The organism is Brachybacterium halotolerans, from assembly GCF_016623465.1.
GTDB classification, from domain to species: domain Bacteria; phylum Actinomycetota; class Actinomycetes; order Actinomycetales; family Dermabacteraceae; genus Brachybacterium; species Brachybacterium halotolerans.
In genome coordinates this window covers 12,093-27,063 of sequence record NZ_JAEDAJ010000002.1, presented here as the reverse complement: position 1 = coordinate 27,063, position 14,971 = coordinate 12,093, and the positions used below count along the sequence as shown (strand labels likewise).

Below are 14,971 nucleotides of genomic sequence, written 5' to 3'. Positions count from 1 at the left end.
CGTGAGGCTCGCGGAGCGCCGTGTCCACGGGTCCGAAGGGCAGAAACCTTCGCGCTCCGCCCGTCGCCCGTGCTTCCCTGGGCGGCATGACCACGCACCCCACGACACCGGCAGGCGCCGGCGCCCGGCCCGCGCAGCCCGCACAGTCCACGCTGAAGACCCTGCTCGGCACGGGGATCGGCAACGCCCTCGAGTGGTACGACTGGAACATCTACGCGAGCTTCGCGGTGTACTTCTCCGCCCAGGCGTTCAACGGTGACGACAAGGCCTCGGACTTCCTGGCGACCATGGCGATCTTCGCCGTCGGCTTCGTCGCACGCCCCTTCGGCGGCGTCGTCTTCGGCTGGATCGGCGACCGCATCGGCCGCAAGCACGGCCTGACCATCGCCGTGCTCTGCGCCTCGGCGGGATCTCTGCTCATCGCGCTGCTGCCCACCTACGGCCAGATCGGCGTCGCCTCCTCCGCCCTGCTGCTCGTGGCGCGCCTCGTGCAGGGCCTCGCCCACGGCGGCGAGCTGCCCAGCGCCCAGACCTACCTGGCCGAGCACGCACCGCGGAACCGGCGGGGCTTCTGGGCCAGCTCGATCTACGTCACGGGCACGCTGGGGCTGCTCGCGGGGCTCGTCGTCGGCCTGGTCCTCTCCGGCGTGCTCACGGAGGCGCAGATGAGCGCGTGGGGCTGGAGGATCCCGTTCGCGGGCGGCGCCGTCCTGGGGCTCGTCGCCCTCTGGATCCGCAGCTCCATGGACGAGTCCGAGGTGTTCGAGGAGAACAGGGCCCAGCAGGAGGCCAGCGGCTCCAGGGCCAACGTCTGGCTCGCGCTCGCGCGCAACTGGCGCACCGGGCTCATCGTCATCGGCATGACCGCGGGCCTCACGGTCTGCTACTACGTGTGGTCGGTGTCGATGGCCTCGCTCGCCCAGCAGAACCTCGGCTACTCCGATTCCGAGGCCTTCGAGGCCTCGATGATCGGCAACGTCGTGCTGATCATCGCCCTGCCGCTGTGGGGCATCGCCTCGGACCGGGTGGGCAGGAAGACCTGCGCGGTGATCGCCCTGCTGGGCTCCGCGATCGCCTACATCCCGCTGGTGCTGCTGATCCAGGGCGAGTTCTGGCAGCTGACCCTCGCGATCTGCGTGCAGCTCGCGCTCCTGGCCGGCTTCCTCTCCCACGCCCCTGCGATGTACGCGGAGATGTTCTCGACCGCCGAGCGCACGAGCGGCTTCGGCATCCCCTACGCGATCGCGATCGCCGTGTTCGGCGGCACCGCGCCGTACGTGAACACCTTCGTCTCGACCCACGCGGGCTCGGGCACCGGCGGCCAGATCGCCTTCGGGATCTACGCGATCGCGCTGCTCGTGATCTCCACCCTCACCATCGTCCTGTGCCTGCCCGAGACCAGGGGCAAGGACCTGCGCGAGGTCGGCTCCGCCTCCGTCGAGGGCGCCGCGGGCGTCGCGACGGCGCCCCGGTGACGGCGCCCCGCTGACGACGCCCCGCTGACGACGCCGGGCCCCGGCGCAGATGCGGGGGCCGACGGGGATCTCGCCCCGTCGGCCCTCCGTGATCAGACGACGATGTTCACGAGCTTCGGCGCGCGCACGATGATCTTGCGGATCTCGGCGTCGCCGATCAGCTCCTGGACCCGGGCCTCGGCGAGGACGGCCTCCTGCAGGGCGTCCTCGCCGATCTCGGGATCGACCTCGAGGCGGTGGCGGACCTTGCCCTTGATCTGGACCACGCAGGTGACGGCCTCGGCCTTCACCAGCTCCGGATCGGCCGCGGGGAAGCGCTCGCGCGTCACCGTGCCCTCGTGCCCCAGGCGCGTCCACAGCTCCTCCGCCAGGTGCGGGGCGAAGGGCGCGAGCATGATCACCAGCGGCTCGACGGCCTCGCGCGGGGAGCCCCCGGACTTCGTCAGCTGATTGACCAGCTCGATGAGCTTCGCGATGGCCGTGTTGAACCCGAAGGTCTCCATGTCGCGGGAGACGCCGTCGATCGTCCGGTGGACCGCCTGCTTCGTGGGCAGGTCGGCCGGATCCTCGCTCACGCGCAGCTCGCCGCTCTCCTCGTCGATGATCAGGCGCCACAGCCGCTGCAGGAACCGCTGCGAGCCCACGACGGCGCGGGTCTCCCAGGGACGGGAGTCCTCGAGCGGGCCCATCGACATCTCGTACACGCGGAAGGTGTCCGCCCCGTACTCGTCGTACATGTCGTCCGGGGTGACGGCGTTCTTCAGGCTCTTGCCCATCTTGCCGTACTCCTGCGTGACCTTCTCGCCCCGGTGGGTGAAGGTCCCGTCGGACTCCTCGACGACCTCGTCGGCCGGGACGTACATGCCGCGCGCATCGGTGTACGCGAAGGCCTGGATGTACCCCTGGTTGATGAGGCGGTGGAAGGGCTCCTGGCTGGAGACGACGCCGCGGTCGAACAGCACCTTGTGCCAGAACCGCGCGTACAGCAGGTGCAGCACGGCGTGCTCGACGCCGCCGACGTAGAGGTCGACGCCGCCCACGTCGCCCTCGCGGCGCGGGCCCATCCAGTAGCGCTCGTTGTCGGGCTCGACCGCGTGGGCGCCGTCCGAGGGGTCGATGTAGCGCAGCTGGTACCAGGACGAGCCCGCCCACTGCGGCATCGTGTTCGTCTCGCGCAGGTACTCCTTGGGGCCCTCGCCCAGGTCCAGCGTCACGTGCGTCCACTCGGTCGCGCGCGAGAGCGGGGTCTGCGGCTCGGTCTCGGCGTCCATCGGGTCGAAGGTCTTCGGGGAGAAGTCCGTGACCTCGGGCAGCTCGACGGGCAGCATGCTCTCGGGCAGCGCGATCGGCGTCTCCGGGTCGGCGAGGTCGTAGACGATCGGGAAGGGCTCGCCCCAGTAGCGCTGACGGGAGAACAGCCAGTCCCGCAGACGGTAGGTGGTGCGGGCGCGCCCGAAGCCCTTCGCGGTCGCGTACTCGGTGGCCAGGCGCTTGGCCTCGTCCTTGTCCAGACCGTCCAGGTCCAGCTCGTCGTTCCGCGAGTTGATCTTCGCGCCCTCGCCGGTCCAGGCGCCGCCCTCGAAGTCGGCGGGCGGCTGGACGGTGCGGATGATCGGCAGCTCGAAGCGGTCGGCGAAGGCGAAGTCGCGCTCGTCCTCCGCGGGGACGGCCATGATCGCGCCGGTGCCGTAGCCGGTGAGCACGTAGTCCGCGGTGAACACGGGCAGGCGGCGGCCGTCCATGGGGTTCACGGCGAACAGGCCGGTGAACACGCCGGTCTTCTCCCGGTCCTCGGCGGTGCGATCCTCCTCGCCCGCCGCGGCCGCGCGCTGCTGGTAGGCGCGCACGGCCTCGCGCGGGCTCGCGGCGCCGCCCGTCCAGGCGTCCTTCGTGCCCTCGGGCCATGCCTCCGGCAGGGAGTCGACGTCGCTCAGCAGGGAGTGCTCGGGGGCCAGCACGCAGAAGGTCGCGCCGAACAGCGTGTCGGCCCGGGTCGTGAAGACCTCGAATCCCGCGCCGTCACCGTCGCGGCCCGCGATGCCGAAGGCGATCTGGGCGCCGTGGGAGCGGCCGATCCAGTTGCGCTGCATGGAGCGCACGGCCTCGGGCCACTGGACGCGGTCCAGGTCCTCGAGCAGGCGGTCGGCGAAGGTCGTGATGCGCATGTTCCACTGGCGCAGGGTGCGCCTGAAGACGGGGAAGTTGCCGCGCTCGGAGCGCCCCTCGGAGGTGACCTCCTCGTTCGCCAGGACGGTGCCCAGACCCGGGCACCAGTTCACGGGCGTCTCGGAGATGAAGGCCAGACGGAAGGATTCCGCGAGGTCGCGGATCTCCATCTCGGACGCGTCGGCCAGGTCCGCGGTGCTGCGTCCCGCCCAGTCCTCGGGCAGGGCGATGCCCTGGCGCTCGGCCAGTGCGAAGGGGTCGACGGTCCCCGCGCGCAGCTCCTCGACCAGCTCGGCGATCGGGCGGGCGCGCCCGCGCACACCGTCCGCGTTCGCGGCCGACGGGTCGTACCAGGAGTCGAAGACCTGCAGGAAGATCCACTGCGTCCACTTCACGAACTCCGGGTCCGTGGTCGCGAAGGAGCGTCGCGGATCGTGGCTCAGACCCAGGCGGTGCAGCTGGCGGCGCATGTTGGCGATGTTCGCCTCGGTGGTGGTGCGCGGGTGCGTGCCGGTCTGCACGGCGTACTGCTCGGCGGGCAGGCCGAAGGCGTCGTAGCCCATCGTGTACAGCACGTTCCTGCCCAGCGTGCGCTGGTACCGGGCGATCACGTCGGTCGCGATGTAGCCGAGCGGATGGCCCACGTGCAGCCCCACCCCGGAGGGGTAGGGGAACATGTCCATGATGTACATCTTCTCGGGCAGGTCCGCAGGGGCCGTGCCGTCCGCGAGCGGCCCCACGGGGTTCACGGCGTCGTAGGTGCCGTCCTCGTCCCAGCGCTTCTGCCAGCGCTCCTCGATGCTCCGGGCCATCTCGGCCGTGTAGCGGAAGGGTGCCTCGCTCATGGATGTCTGTCCTTCTCGGTGGTGGTCCTGGGGCTCGTGCCCGCTCCGGCACAAAAAACCCCCGCACAGGCGAGGGGAGCCGCGTCGGTGTCCGATCCCCGGGGCCGAGGGCTGGGGCGGACGCATGTCCGACGCGGCTACGGAAGCAGGAGCGAACGAGCCACGGGGCGATCCTATCGCGACCCGTCGTCGGGGTCACGGAGGACCCGGTCACGCGCTCATCACGCCGGAGACGATCAGCAGGGTGATCACGGTGCCGACCGTCGTCAGCAGCACCGTGTCCCGGGCGAGGTTCTCCGCCGCCTTGTACTGGGAGGCGGCGACGAACACGTTCTGCGCCGTGGGCAGCGCGGCCATCACCACCACCGCGAAGAGATCGTGCCCGCCGAGCCCGAGCAGGAGGCCCAGGCCGAGCGCGATCACCGGCATCACGGCGAGCTTGAAAACGGTCGCGATCGCGATCAGCCCGCGGTAGCCGTCGTCCTTGGCGAGCGGCGCCGAGCCCATCAGCGAGATCCCGTAGGCCAGCAGCATGGCGGGGATCGCCATGTCCGCGATCGAGCCGAAGGGCTGCAGGATCACCTCCGGCAGCTTCACCCCGCACACGACGAGCACGATCCCGACCGCGGCGGCCACGATCGTCGGGTTCGAGGCGATGTTGCGCAGCACGCCCGCGGGGGAGGGGCGCATCTTCGTCGTCACGGCGTGCAGCACGAACAGGTACAGCGGCGTGTAGATCGCCTGCTGGAAGAGGATCACGGGCAGCGCGTGCGAGGTGTCGCCCAGCACGTAGGCGGCGATCGGGAAGCCCATGTTCGCGCCGTTGACCACGGAGCCGCTGATCGCGGTGACCACCAGCTCCGCTCCGCGGCGCTTCGTCAGCAGGCGCACGATCAGCAGGAGCAGCCCGCCCGAGACGAGTCCGGAGACCCCGGCGATGAGCATGGGCGTGGACAGCACCTGCCCCAGGTCCGACTCGAGCAGGGAGGTGAGGACGAGGCACGGGGAGGCCAGGAAGAACGTGGTGCGGTTCAGGACGAAGCGCCCCTGCTCGCCGAGCACGCCCGTGCGCCCGACGATCCAGCCGATCGCGATCAGGCACCAGACGATGAAGAACCCGGAGAGGACCCCTGTCACGGCTCAGCGCACCCGTGCGCGGCTCAGCGGCCGGTGCGCTGGTCGGGCATGCCGGGCACCGGCTCGGCGGGGTCGTCGCCCACCTTCACCACGCGGTTCGCGCCGTCCACGTGCACCACGCGGGGGTGGTGATCGGCGGCCTCCTGCGCATCGAACAGGCCGTAGGCGATGAGGATGACGAGGTCGCCGGGGACCACCAGGTGCGCGGCAGCCCCGTTGATGCCGATGACCCCGCTGTCGCGCTCGCCCGTGATCGCGTAGGTCTCGAGCCGGGCGCCGTTGGTGACGTCCACGATCGAGACCTGCTCGTTCTCGAGGATCCCGGCGGCGTCCATGAGCGCCGCGTCGATCGTCACCGAGCCGACGTAGTGCAGATCGGCCTGGGTCACGGTCGCGCGGTGGATCTTCGAGGTCATGAGTGTGCGCATCATCGGTGCCATTGTCCCACGGGCACACCGGACCGGCGAGGCGCGACCACCCCGTGAGGCGGCCTGTGACGAGCGCCGCGTCGGCCCCGGATCCCGGGCGTCGTCGGGCCGACGGCGGGCGGCCCTGTCCGGTCGACGGGAGGCATTGCGCACCCGCATGCCCCGCACGGCCTCGCGCGAGCGCGCGGTGAGCGATGATGGACGGGCGCTCCGCCCGATCGACGATCCGATCGCAGGCCCGATGCACGGCCGGATCGGGACACCGATCGGCCCCGAGGGGCGCCCCGACCCAGGAGGACCCCCGATGCCCAAGGCACGCCGCCGCAGCGCCCACAGCACGTCCCGCTTCGAGGACATGGCGCTCAGCGAGGAGCTGCTCGCCGTGCTCGCCGAGCAGGGCCTGACCCGCGCCTTCGAGATCCAGGAGGCGATCCTCCCCGACGCCCTCGCGGGCCGCGACGTGATGGCCCGCGCCGAGACCGGCTCCGGCAAGACGCTCGCCTTCGCGCTCTCGATGTGCGCCCGCTTTCGAGGGCGCAAGGTCCACCGCCGTCGCCCGCTTGGCCTCGTGCTGGTGCCCACCCGCGAGCTCGCCGTGCAGGTCGTGGACACCTTCCACCCGTTCGCGCGGGCGGTGGGCATCCGCGCGCAGCTCGTCGCCGGCGGGATGAACATCGAGAAGCAGGCCGAGGCCCTGCGCCGGGGCGCGGAGATCGTCGTCGCCACCCCCGGCCGTCTGATCGACCTCGCCGCCCGCGACGCCCTCTTCCTCGACCGCATCGAGACGACCGTCGTGGACGAGGCCGATCACATGGCCGACCTCGGCTTCCTCGACCAGGTCGGGGAGATCCTCGCCGCGACCCCGATGGGCACCCAGAAGATGCTGTTCTCCGCGACCCTCGACGGACAGGTCGAGACCCTCGTCGACAGCTTCCTCGTCGACCCCGTCGAGCACGAGACCACCCCCGTGGCCGCCGCGGTGAAGACCATGTCCCACCACGTGCTCGCGATCTCCCCCAAGGCCAAGCGCGAGGTCATCGCGCAGCTCGCCGCGCGCCCCGGGCGCACCCTCGTGTTCACGCGCACCCAGCTGGGCGCCGAGCGCGTCGCGGCCGAGCTCGTCGAGGTCGGCGTGCAGGCGGCGGCACTCCACGGCAACAAGCAGCAGGGGCTGCGCACCAACGTCCTCGCCGGCTTCCGCGAGGGCGACTTCCCCGTGCTGGTGGCGACCGACGTCGCGGCCCGCGGGCTGCATATCGACGACGTGAGCATGGTCGTGCACGCCGATCCCGCGACCGACGCCAAGGAGTACGTGCACCGCTCCGGGCGCACGGCGCGAGCGGGCGCCGCCGGCAGCGTCGTCACCCTCGCCCTGCCGCACCAGACCCGCGGCACCCGCGCCGTGCTCGAGGCGGCCGAGGTCGAGCCCGCATGGGAGGAGGCCCGCAGCGCCGACGCCCAGGCCCTCATCGACCTGGGCGGCCGCACGCCCTCGGGCGAACCGGCCCCCGACCCGGCGAAGATCAAGCACAAGGGCGCCCCCCGCAAGCTCCGCCTCTCCGGCGGCGTGGCGAACGGGGAGGGCGCGAACGCCGCGCGCGCCGAGGAGCGCCGCACGAACGAGGAGCTCCGCGCCGCCTGGGACGAGGAGGCAGCCGCTGAGGGCGGGCCCTCGGCCGGTCGAGGCGGCCGACGGGGAGCGGCCGGCTCCGGCGGGCGCGGCCCCGGTGGACGGGGGGCCGGCGGACGCTCCGGCGCAGGACGCTCGACCGGCCAGCGCAGCGGAGGCCGCACGAGCGGCCGCACCGGCCAGGGCCGCACGGGGGGTGCACGATCGGGCGGTGCACAGGGCGGCTCCCGCTCCGGCGGCGATCCCGCCTCCGGGCGGTCCGGTCGCGGCTCGCAGGGCGGCCGCGGCGGCCAGAGCGGTCACGGAGGCTCCCAGGGCGGCCGCGGCGGTCGCCGTGGCGGCGGGGGAGCGGGCCCGCGCAGGGGCGGACGATGAGCATCAGCCTGTTCGACCTGTTCAGCATCGGGATCGGACCGTCGAGCTCCCACACCGTGGGTCCCATGCGGGCCGCGAGCCTCTTCGCCCGGGAGGTGCTCGAGGACCGTGAGACCGGTCCGCGCATCGCGGACGTCGGCGTGCACCTGTACGGCTCGCTCGCCGCGACCGGCCAGGGCCACGGGACGCTCGACGCGATCGTGATGGGGCTCGAGGGCGCCGACCCGGAGACCGTCGATCCCGTCGCGGGTCGCGAGCGGGTCGCGCGGATCGAGGAAGGGGGAGGGCTCCTGCTGGCCGGCCGTCTTCCCGTCGCCCTGCGGCCTTCCTCGATCGTGCTGCACCCCCTGACCTTCCTTCCCCAGCACTCCAACGGCATGACCTTCGAGGCGTACGACGCCTCCGGCGAGGTGATCGCGAGCCGGCCCATGTTCTCCGTGGGCGGCGGCTTCGTCGTCGATGCCGCGGACATGGACCAGTCGATCGCCGAGGTCGCCTCCGAGGAGGCGGGGCAGGCGATCTTCACCACCGGCGCCGAGCTCATGTGCGTGTGCGAGGAGCGCGGGATCTCCGTGTCGGCCGCGATGATGCGGCGCGAGCTGCAGTGGCGCGGCGAGGACGAGATCCGCGAGGGCGCCCTGCGCATCTGGGGCGTCATGAGCGACTGCATCGAGCGCGGCGTGCGCACCCCCGGTGTGCTCCCCGGCGGGCTGGACGTCCAGCGCCGCGCGGCCCCCTGGTACGACTCCCTCAGCGCCGAGGATCCCGGTCACGGCGCCGAATCCGCCCTGGAATGGGTCTCGCTCGCGGCGCTCGCCGTGAACGAGGAGAACGCCGCCGGCGGGCGCGTGGTGACCGCCCCCACCAACGGCGCCGCCGGCATCATCCCGGCCGTCCTCTACTACGCGACGCACTATCTGCGCGACGCCGACCCCGACGACGTCGCCGTGCGCTTCCTGCTCACCGCCGGGGCCATCGGCTCGCTCTACAAGGAGCACGCCTCGATCTCCGGCGCCGAGGTGGGCTGCCAGGGCGAGGTCGGCTCCGCGTGCTCCATGGCCGCCGCGGGCCTGGCCGAGGTGATGGGGGCGAAGCCCCGCCAGGTCGAGAACGCCGCCGAGATCGCGATGGAGCACAACCTGGGCCTGACCTGCGATCCCGTGGGCGGACTGGTCCAGGTGCCCTGCATCGAGCGCAATGCGATGGCCGCCGTGAAGGCGATCACCGCCGCCCGTTTCGCGCTGCGCGGCACCGGAGAGCACTTCGTCTCCCTCGACACCGTCATCGAGACCATGCGCCAGACCGGCAAGGACATGTCCGAGCGCTACAAGGAGACCGCCATGGGCGGGCTCGCCGTGACGGCGGTGCCCGTGTCCCTGCCCGAGTGCTGAGGGAGTGCTGAGGGGCCCTCGGACGAGGACCGCTCCCGCGTGAGTCGCGTCGCATCTCGACGTCCTCGTCGCGCGCGCCGGGATGTCCGATTCCTCCTTATTCGCCTGCGTGGGTAGGGTGAGGCGGAGTCGGGCGCCCCGTGCGGGAGCGCCCCGATCGCAAGGGGGAGCGGATGGGATCCAGCGGGGACGGGGGCGAGCGGAGCAGGGCGGAGAACCCGGCTCCGCGGCCGACGCCGACCTCCCGTGCGGCCTCGCTGCTGCGCTCCCCGGCGACCCCGCCGTCGGCCCTCACCCCGGACCCGCCCGGAGCTCTGCCCGAGGACACCTTCGGAGCGCGACTGGACGCGGCGATCAACACGCGGGGTCTCGCTCTCGAGCGCGTGTGCGAGCGGCTGCGCGGAGCGGGGATCGCCCTCTCGCCGTCGACCCTCTCGCTGTGGCGCCACGGTCGCAGCCGCCCGCGGCGCAACGAGGCCATGCGCGCCGTGGCAGAGCTCGAGAACGTGCTGCGCACCCCGCGGGGGTACCTCCTGGACACCCTCGTGCGCAGCCTCCCCGCCCATCACTGGAGCGCCCGGACGGAGACGGAGGACCCGGTCCAGCGGGTGCGTGCGGAGATGGGCCTCGACGAGGGGGACACCGTGCAGCGGCTGCTCGTCCATCACCGCGTCGACATCGATCCGCAGCACCGTCCGATCGGGGTGCGGATCCGCCGCGTGCTGCGCTCGACCCGCGAGACCGTCTCCCGTCTCGGGGTCGCCTCCCACGGCACCGAGGGCGTCCCCCTCGAGCTGGTGCCCGGGCACGGCAGCCGCGTGGGGCGCCAGCGCTCGTGGCCCGAGCGCGGGCTGCTGTTCACCGAGCTCCTGCTGGACGTTCCGATCGCTCCCGGCAGGATCGGCGCTCTCGACTACACGGTCCGGCCCCTCGAGCGCCCGGCGCCCTCGGGCGACCTCGAGGGCGGTTACATCGTGCACACCGAGTTCCCCGTCTCGACGATCGTGCTCGAGTGCCGCTTCCCCGTCGGGGCGCTCCCCGCCTCCGCGGCGTCGATCGTGCGCTCGCGCGAAGCCACCGCGCGCTCGAGCGCCGAGCACGCGGTCGACGTGGGCAGGGACGGCATCGCGGCCGTGGTCGCCCACGGGATCGACGAGGGCTCCGTGCGTCTGGGGTGGACCTGGGGGGCTGCATGACCGCCACGGTGCCCAGGCGCCGCGGGCTCGGCGCCGGCAGCGCCTTCGCGATGCGGCTGCGGGAGACCATGATCTCGCGCGGCATCGGCTTCGCCGAGCTCGCCGGCATGCTCGCGCGCACCGGCGCGCCGACGTCGCCCGCGACCCTCTCGTACTGGGCGAGCGGGCGCTCCCGGCCCCGCCGCCGCTCGTCCCTGGGAGTCGTGCAGGCTCTCGAGCAGTGTCTCGACCTCGAGGACGGCGAGCTCGTGGACCTCGTGGACATCGACGCCGAGACCTGGCGCTACCGGAGTGCGGCGGAGGCGGCCCGCCTGCTCCCGCGCGGGAAGGAGGCGGAGGACGCCCGTCGCGCGTGGGGCCTGCGCTGGGACGACGGCCTGCGTCGCGAGTACGTGCGCACGGCGCTGGATCTCGATGCTCCCGGCGGCGAGGCGATCCTGCACTACGACGTCGTCCTCACGGCCCAGCGTGGTGGGGCGGACCGGCTCCTCGCGGTGCTCGAGGCGCCGCCGGACCCGCTGGATTCGTCGGACGCACGGGTGGTCGGCGCCGACCTGGGGAGGCGCGTGGCGCTCCCCGGAGGCGCGACCCTCGTCGAGGTCGTGCTGCCGCGCCCCCTCGACGAGGGCGAGGCGGCGGTGCTCGAGCTGGCCTTCCCCCTTCCCGGGGCGATGGAGCGCGGACGGTTCGTCAGCTGGCACATGCGCCCCGCGGATCTCGCCGTCACCGAAGTGCACCTGCCTCGGCGCGAGGGGCCGGGGGAGCTGAGTGCACCGGGAGAGCGCGCCTGGTCGGTGCGGCGGACCGTCGCGACCGTGGGACGCGCCGGGCGGCGCGTCGACGAGGTGCAAGCGGGCTCCCTGCCGCGCGGCGCGCTGCTGCAGAGCGTGATGGCCGAGGTGGCCGCCGCGACCTGCGTCCTCGAGTGGGAGTGAGGGCGCGCGGCGACGGGGCGCAGGGACCCTCTGCCGGACAGCATGCGAGAGTGCTAGCATGCTCGCATGTCCGGAAGCTCACCCACGACGGACGGCACCGGCGGCGGCGACCGCAAGGTGCAGTTCAACGTCTACCTGCCCAAGGACCTCGTGGTCGCCGTGAAGCATCGCGCGATCGACGAGTCGTCCTCCCTCAGCGCGCTCGTCGAGTCGGCGCTGCGCGCGCACCTCGGAAGGAGCGTCGACGATGACGCCCGAGACCACTCCTGAGAACGCCGCATCCGCCGCCGGGACGGACGCGGCGCCCGCCGCGCCGGCCGTCGGCGCGCCCGAGCTCACCGTCTTCCCCCTGCGCTTCACGGCCGATCCGCGCGCGATGATCGCCTTCCTCGTGGAGCTCGGCATGGCCCGCCGCATCACCGCGGGCGACGACGGCTTCGGCGAGCTGCGCGCGGGTGCGGGAGCCGTCATGGTGCACGCCGCCTCCACCAGCGCCACGGGTGCCCGGGCGGGCACCACGGACCTGTGCATGGCGACGCCGTCGGCCGATCGCGCCGCAGAGGCCCTCGAGCGCGAGGGCATCGAGGTCACGGTCTGGGACGAGAGCTATGGCAGGCAGGGCATGATCACCGGGCCCGACGGCGAGGGAGTCTCGCTGAACGAGGACCAGGTGGACCTCTACGGCTACGAGGGGCACGACGCGTCCCCGGATCCGCGCCTGCACGTGCGCGCGGTGCTGTCGAGCGAGGACTTCGGGCGCGACGCGCGCTGGCTCGGCCGGCTCGGCTTCGCCCCCGCAGCGGCCGGCGGACCCGGCGGGGCCGACGGGGCCGACGGGGTCGACGGGGAGAAGGCGATCGCCTCCGCCGAGCGCAGCGGATGGCTCGAGCTCCACGGGCCCGGGAGCGCGGGGATCATCGGCCTCCACGCGCCTATGGCAGGACGCGAGCGCACGCGCCGCGCCTCCCCGGAGATGCCCGACCTCCCGCCCACGCTCCAGGTGCGCCTGGGTCTCGAGACCTCGGAGGACCTCGAGGCGCTCACGGCGCGGCTGCGCTCCGCCGGGCACGACGCGCGTCTCGTCGAGGGCGCCGTGCGCGCGGTGCACGTGCCCGACCCCGACGGCATCGAGGTCGAGATCCATCCGCTGCCGTGAGCGGCTCGGCGCCCGCGCGCCGCGGGCGCCGATCCCGGTGTCCGCACGCGGTGTCCGAACGCGCGGGCGCATTCCCGTGACGTGGGTCTCCTGCGATACGGTGAGGCGGAAGACCGAACGCCCCGCGGTCAGCGCCGCGGGACCCCGTACGCAGGAGCGATGATGTCCGACGACGCCACTTCGACCGGCACCCACCCCGCGGAGAACCGCACCTTCCCCCCGAGCTCGGCGTTCGTCCAGAACGCGAATGCCCGGCCGTCCCTCTACCCGGAGGCCGCGCGCGATCGCCTGGGCTTCTGGAAGTCCCGCGCCGCGTCGCTGAGCTGGCACAAGACCCCCACCGAGACCCTCGACTGGTCCGACCCGCCGTTCGCGAAGTGGTTCGCCGACGGCGAGCTCAACGCCGCGTACAACTGCGTGGACCGCCACGTGGAGTCCGGTCACGGCGAGCAGGTCGCACTGCTCGCCGAGTACGAGGACGGCTCCGATGCCGCCTTCACGTACGCCCAGGTCAAGGACGAGATCAGCCGGATGGCGAACGTCCTCGAGGGCTTCGGCGTCACCACCGGCGACCGGGTCGCGATCTACCTGCCGATGATCCCCGAGGCCGTCTTCGCGATGCTCGCCTGCGCCCGCATCGGCGCCCCGCACTCCGTGGTCTTCGGCGGCTTCAGCTCCGACGCCCTGCGCTCGCGCATCGAGGACGCCGAGGCGAAGGTCGTCATCACGGCCGACGGCCAGTTCCGCCGCGGCAAGGCACTGCCGCTGAAGGACGCGGTGGACGCGGCCCTCGCGGGCGGCGCGGAGTCCGTGACGAACGTGCTCGTCGTGCGCCGCACCGGGGCCGACGTGGCATGGACCGAGGGCCGCGACGTCTGGTGGCACGAGGCGCGCGAGCAGGCCTCGCCCGATCACGAGCCCGTCTGGGTCGAGGCCGAGCACCCGCTGTTCATCCTCTACACCTCGGGCACCACCGGGAAGCCCAAGGGCATCGTCCACACCACCGGCGGCTACCTCACGCAGGCGAGCTACACCCACCGCGACGTCTTCGACCTCAAGCCCGACACCGACGTGTACTGGTGCACGGCGGACGTCGGCTGGGTCACCGGCCACACGTACATCGTGTACGGCCCCATGGCGAACCGCACCACCCAGGTCATCTACGAGGGCACCCCGGACACGCCCCACCAGGGCCGCTGGTGGGAGATCGTCCAGAAGTACTGCGTGAGCATCTTCTACTCCTCGCCGACCGCCATCCGCACCGCCATGAAGTGGGGCGACGACATCCCGGCGAAGTTCGACCTCTCCTCCCTGCGCCTTCTGGGCAGCGTCGGCGAGTCCATCAACCCCGAGGCCTGGCTCTGGTACCGGCGCGTGATCGGCGGGGACCGCTGCCCGATCGTCGACACCTGGTGGCAGACCGAGACCGGCGCGATCATGATCTCCCCGCTGCCCGGCATCACCGATGCCAAGCCCGGCTCCGCACAGGTGCCGCTGCCCGGCATCAGCGCCGACGTGGTGGGCGACGACGGCGAGACCATCGAGAACGAGAAGACGGGCTACCTCGTGCTCACCGAGCCGTGGCCCTCGATGCTCCGCACCATCTGGGGCGACCCGGAGCGCTTCAAGGAGACCTACTGGTCGCGCTTCCCCGGGAAGTACTTCGCGGGCGACGGCGCGAAGCGCGACGCGGACGGCGACATCTGGCTCCTGGGCCGCGTCGACGACGTCATGAACGTCTCCGGCCACCGCCTGTCGACCACCGAGATCGAGTCCGCGCTCGTCTCCCACGACTGGGTGGCCGAGGCCGCCGTGGTCGGCGCGGACGACGAGACCACCGGTCAGGCCGTGGTCGCCTTCGTGATCCTCCGTGAGGGCACGCAGGGCGATGTCGAGGCCGCCGGCGGCGAGGAGGAGGCGGCGAAGATCCTCCGCGCCCACGTCGGCACGGAGATCGGTCCGATCGCCAAGCCCAAGAAGGTGCTGCTGGTGACCGAGCTGCCCAAGACCCGCTCCGGCAAGATCATGCGCCGCCTCCTGCGCGACGTCGCCGAGCACCGCACGATCGGCGACACCCAGACCCTCGCCGACTCCTCGGTCATGGACCTCATCCAGAAGGGCCTCGAGGACAAGAAGTGAGCCTCCGTCCCTGACGGCGCCGGACCGCGGTCCGCCGCCGCCGGACCCCGCTCGTGGCGGGGGGGCCCCCCCCCCCCCGGGGGGGGGGGCCGGGGGGG

11 protein-coding genes are annotated in these 14,971 nt (G+C 72.7%); 8 read left to right on the top strand and 3 right to left on the bottom strand.

Annotated features, from left to right (window positions below):
• Positions 1-86: 86 nt before the first annotated feature.
• The gene (locus I8D64_RS04380) at positions 87-1,475 is read left to right on the top strand and encodes an MFS transporter (RefSeq protein WP_200501307.1); all 1,389 of its coding nucleotides are present in this window, start codon (positions 87-89) and stop codon (positions 1,473-1,475) included.
• Between the two features lie 92 nt (positions 1,476-1,567).
• On the opposite strand, the gene leuS is transcribed toward I8D64_RS04380, so the two are convergent.
• From leuS to panD, 3 genes are all read right to left on the bottom strand, one after another.
• Positions 1,568-4,486 carry a leucine--tRNA ligase gene (gene leuS, locus I8D64_RS04375; RefSeq protein WP_200501306.1) on the bottom strand — a complete coding sequence of 973 codons (2,919 nt, stop codon included), beginning with the start codon at positions 4,484-4,486 and terminating at the stop codon, positions 1,568-1,570.
• A 210-nt stretch (positions 4,487-4,696) separates the two neighbouring features.
• Positions 4,697-5,623: an AEC family transporter gene (locus tag I8D64_RS04370; protein ID WP_200501305.1), complete on the bottom strand. Its 927-nt coding sequence runs from the start codon at positions 5,621-5,623 to the stop codon at positions 4,697-4,699.
• A 23-nt stretch (positions 5,624-5,646) separates the two neighbouring features.
• The gene (gene panD, locus I8D64_RS04365) at positions 5,647-6,054 is read right to left on the bottom strand and encodes an aspartate 1-decarboxylase (RefSeq protein ID WP_200501304.1); all 408 of its coding nucleotides are present in this window, start codon (positions 6,052-6,054) and stop codon (positions 5,647-5,649) included.
• Positions 6,055-6,355: 301 nt separating this feature from the next.
• Here panD and I8D64_RS04360 point away from each other — a divergent pair, with 301 nt between their 5' ends.
• The 7 genes from I8D64_RS04360 (at position 6,356) to acs (ending at position 14,873) form a co-directional block, all read left to right on the top strand.
• Positions 6,356-8,056 carry a DEAD/DEAH box helicase gene (locus tag I8D64_RS04360; RefSeq protein WP_200501303.1) on the top strand — a complete coding sequence of 567 codons (1,701 nt, stop codon included), beginning with the start codon at positions 6,356-6,358 and terminating at the stop codon, positions 8,054-8,056.
• Positions 8,053-9,447, top strand: a complete 1,395-nt coding sequence (locus I8D64_RS04355) for an L-serine ammonia-lyase (protein WP_200501302.1) — start codon at positions 8,053-8,055, stop codon at positions 9,445-9,447. Before I8D64_RS04360 ends, I8D64_RS04355 begins: the two co-directional genes overlap by 4 nt.
• Positions 9,448-9,620: 173 nt before the next feature.
• Complete coding sequence (locus I8D64_RS04350; protein WP_200501301.1) at positions 9,621-10,643, top strand: hypothetical protein; 1,023 nt, start codon at positions 9,621-9,623, stop codon at positions 10,641-10,643.
• Positions 10,640-11,578, top strand: coding sequence for a hypothetical protein (locus I8D64_RS04345; RefSeq protein WP_200501300.1), 939 nt, complete (start codon positions 10,640-10,642; stop codon positions 11,576-11,578). Before I8D64_RS04350 ends, I8D64_RS04345 begins: the two co-directional genes overlap by 4 nt.
• Positions 11,579-11,644: 66 nt before the next feature.
• The gene (locus I8D64_RS04340) at positions 11,645-11,848 is read left to right on the top strand and encodes a ribbon-helix-helix domain-containing protein (protein WP_200501299.1); all 204 of its coding nucleotides are present in this window, start codon (positions 11,645-11,647) and stop codon (positions 11,846-11,848) included.
• Positions 11,826-12,734 carry a hypothetical protein gene (locus I8D64_RS04335; RefSeq protein WP_200501298.1) on the top strand — a complete coding sequence of 303 codons (909 nt, stop codon included), beginning with the start codon at positions 11,826-11,828 and terminating at the stop codon, positions 12,732-12,734. Before I8D64_RS04340 ends, I8D64_RS04335 begins: the two co-directional genes overlap by 23 nt.
• Positions 12,735-12,896: 162 nt before the next feature.
• Complete coding sequence (gene acs / locus I8D64_RS04330) at positions 12,897-14,873, top strand: acetate--CoA ligase (protein ID WP_200501673.1); 1,977 nt, start codon at positions 12,897-12,899, stop codon at positions 14,871-14,873.
• The last annotated feature ends 98 nt before the right edge of the window (positions 14,874-14,971 follow it).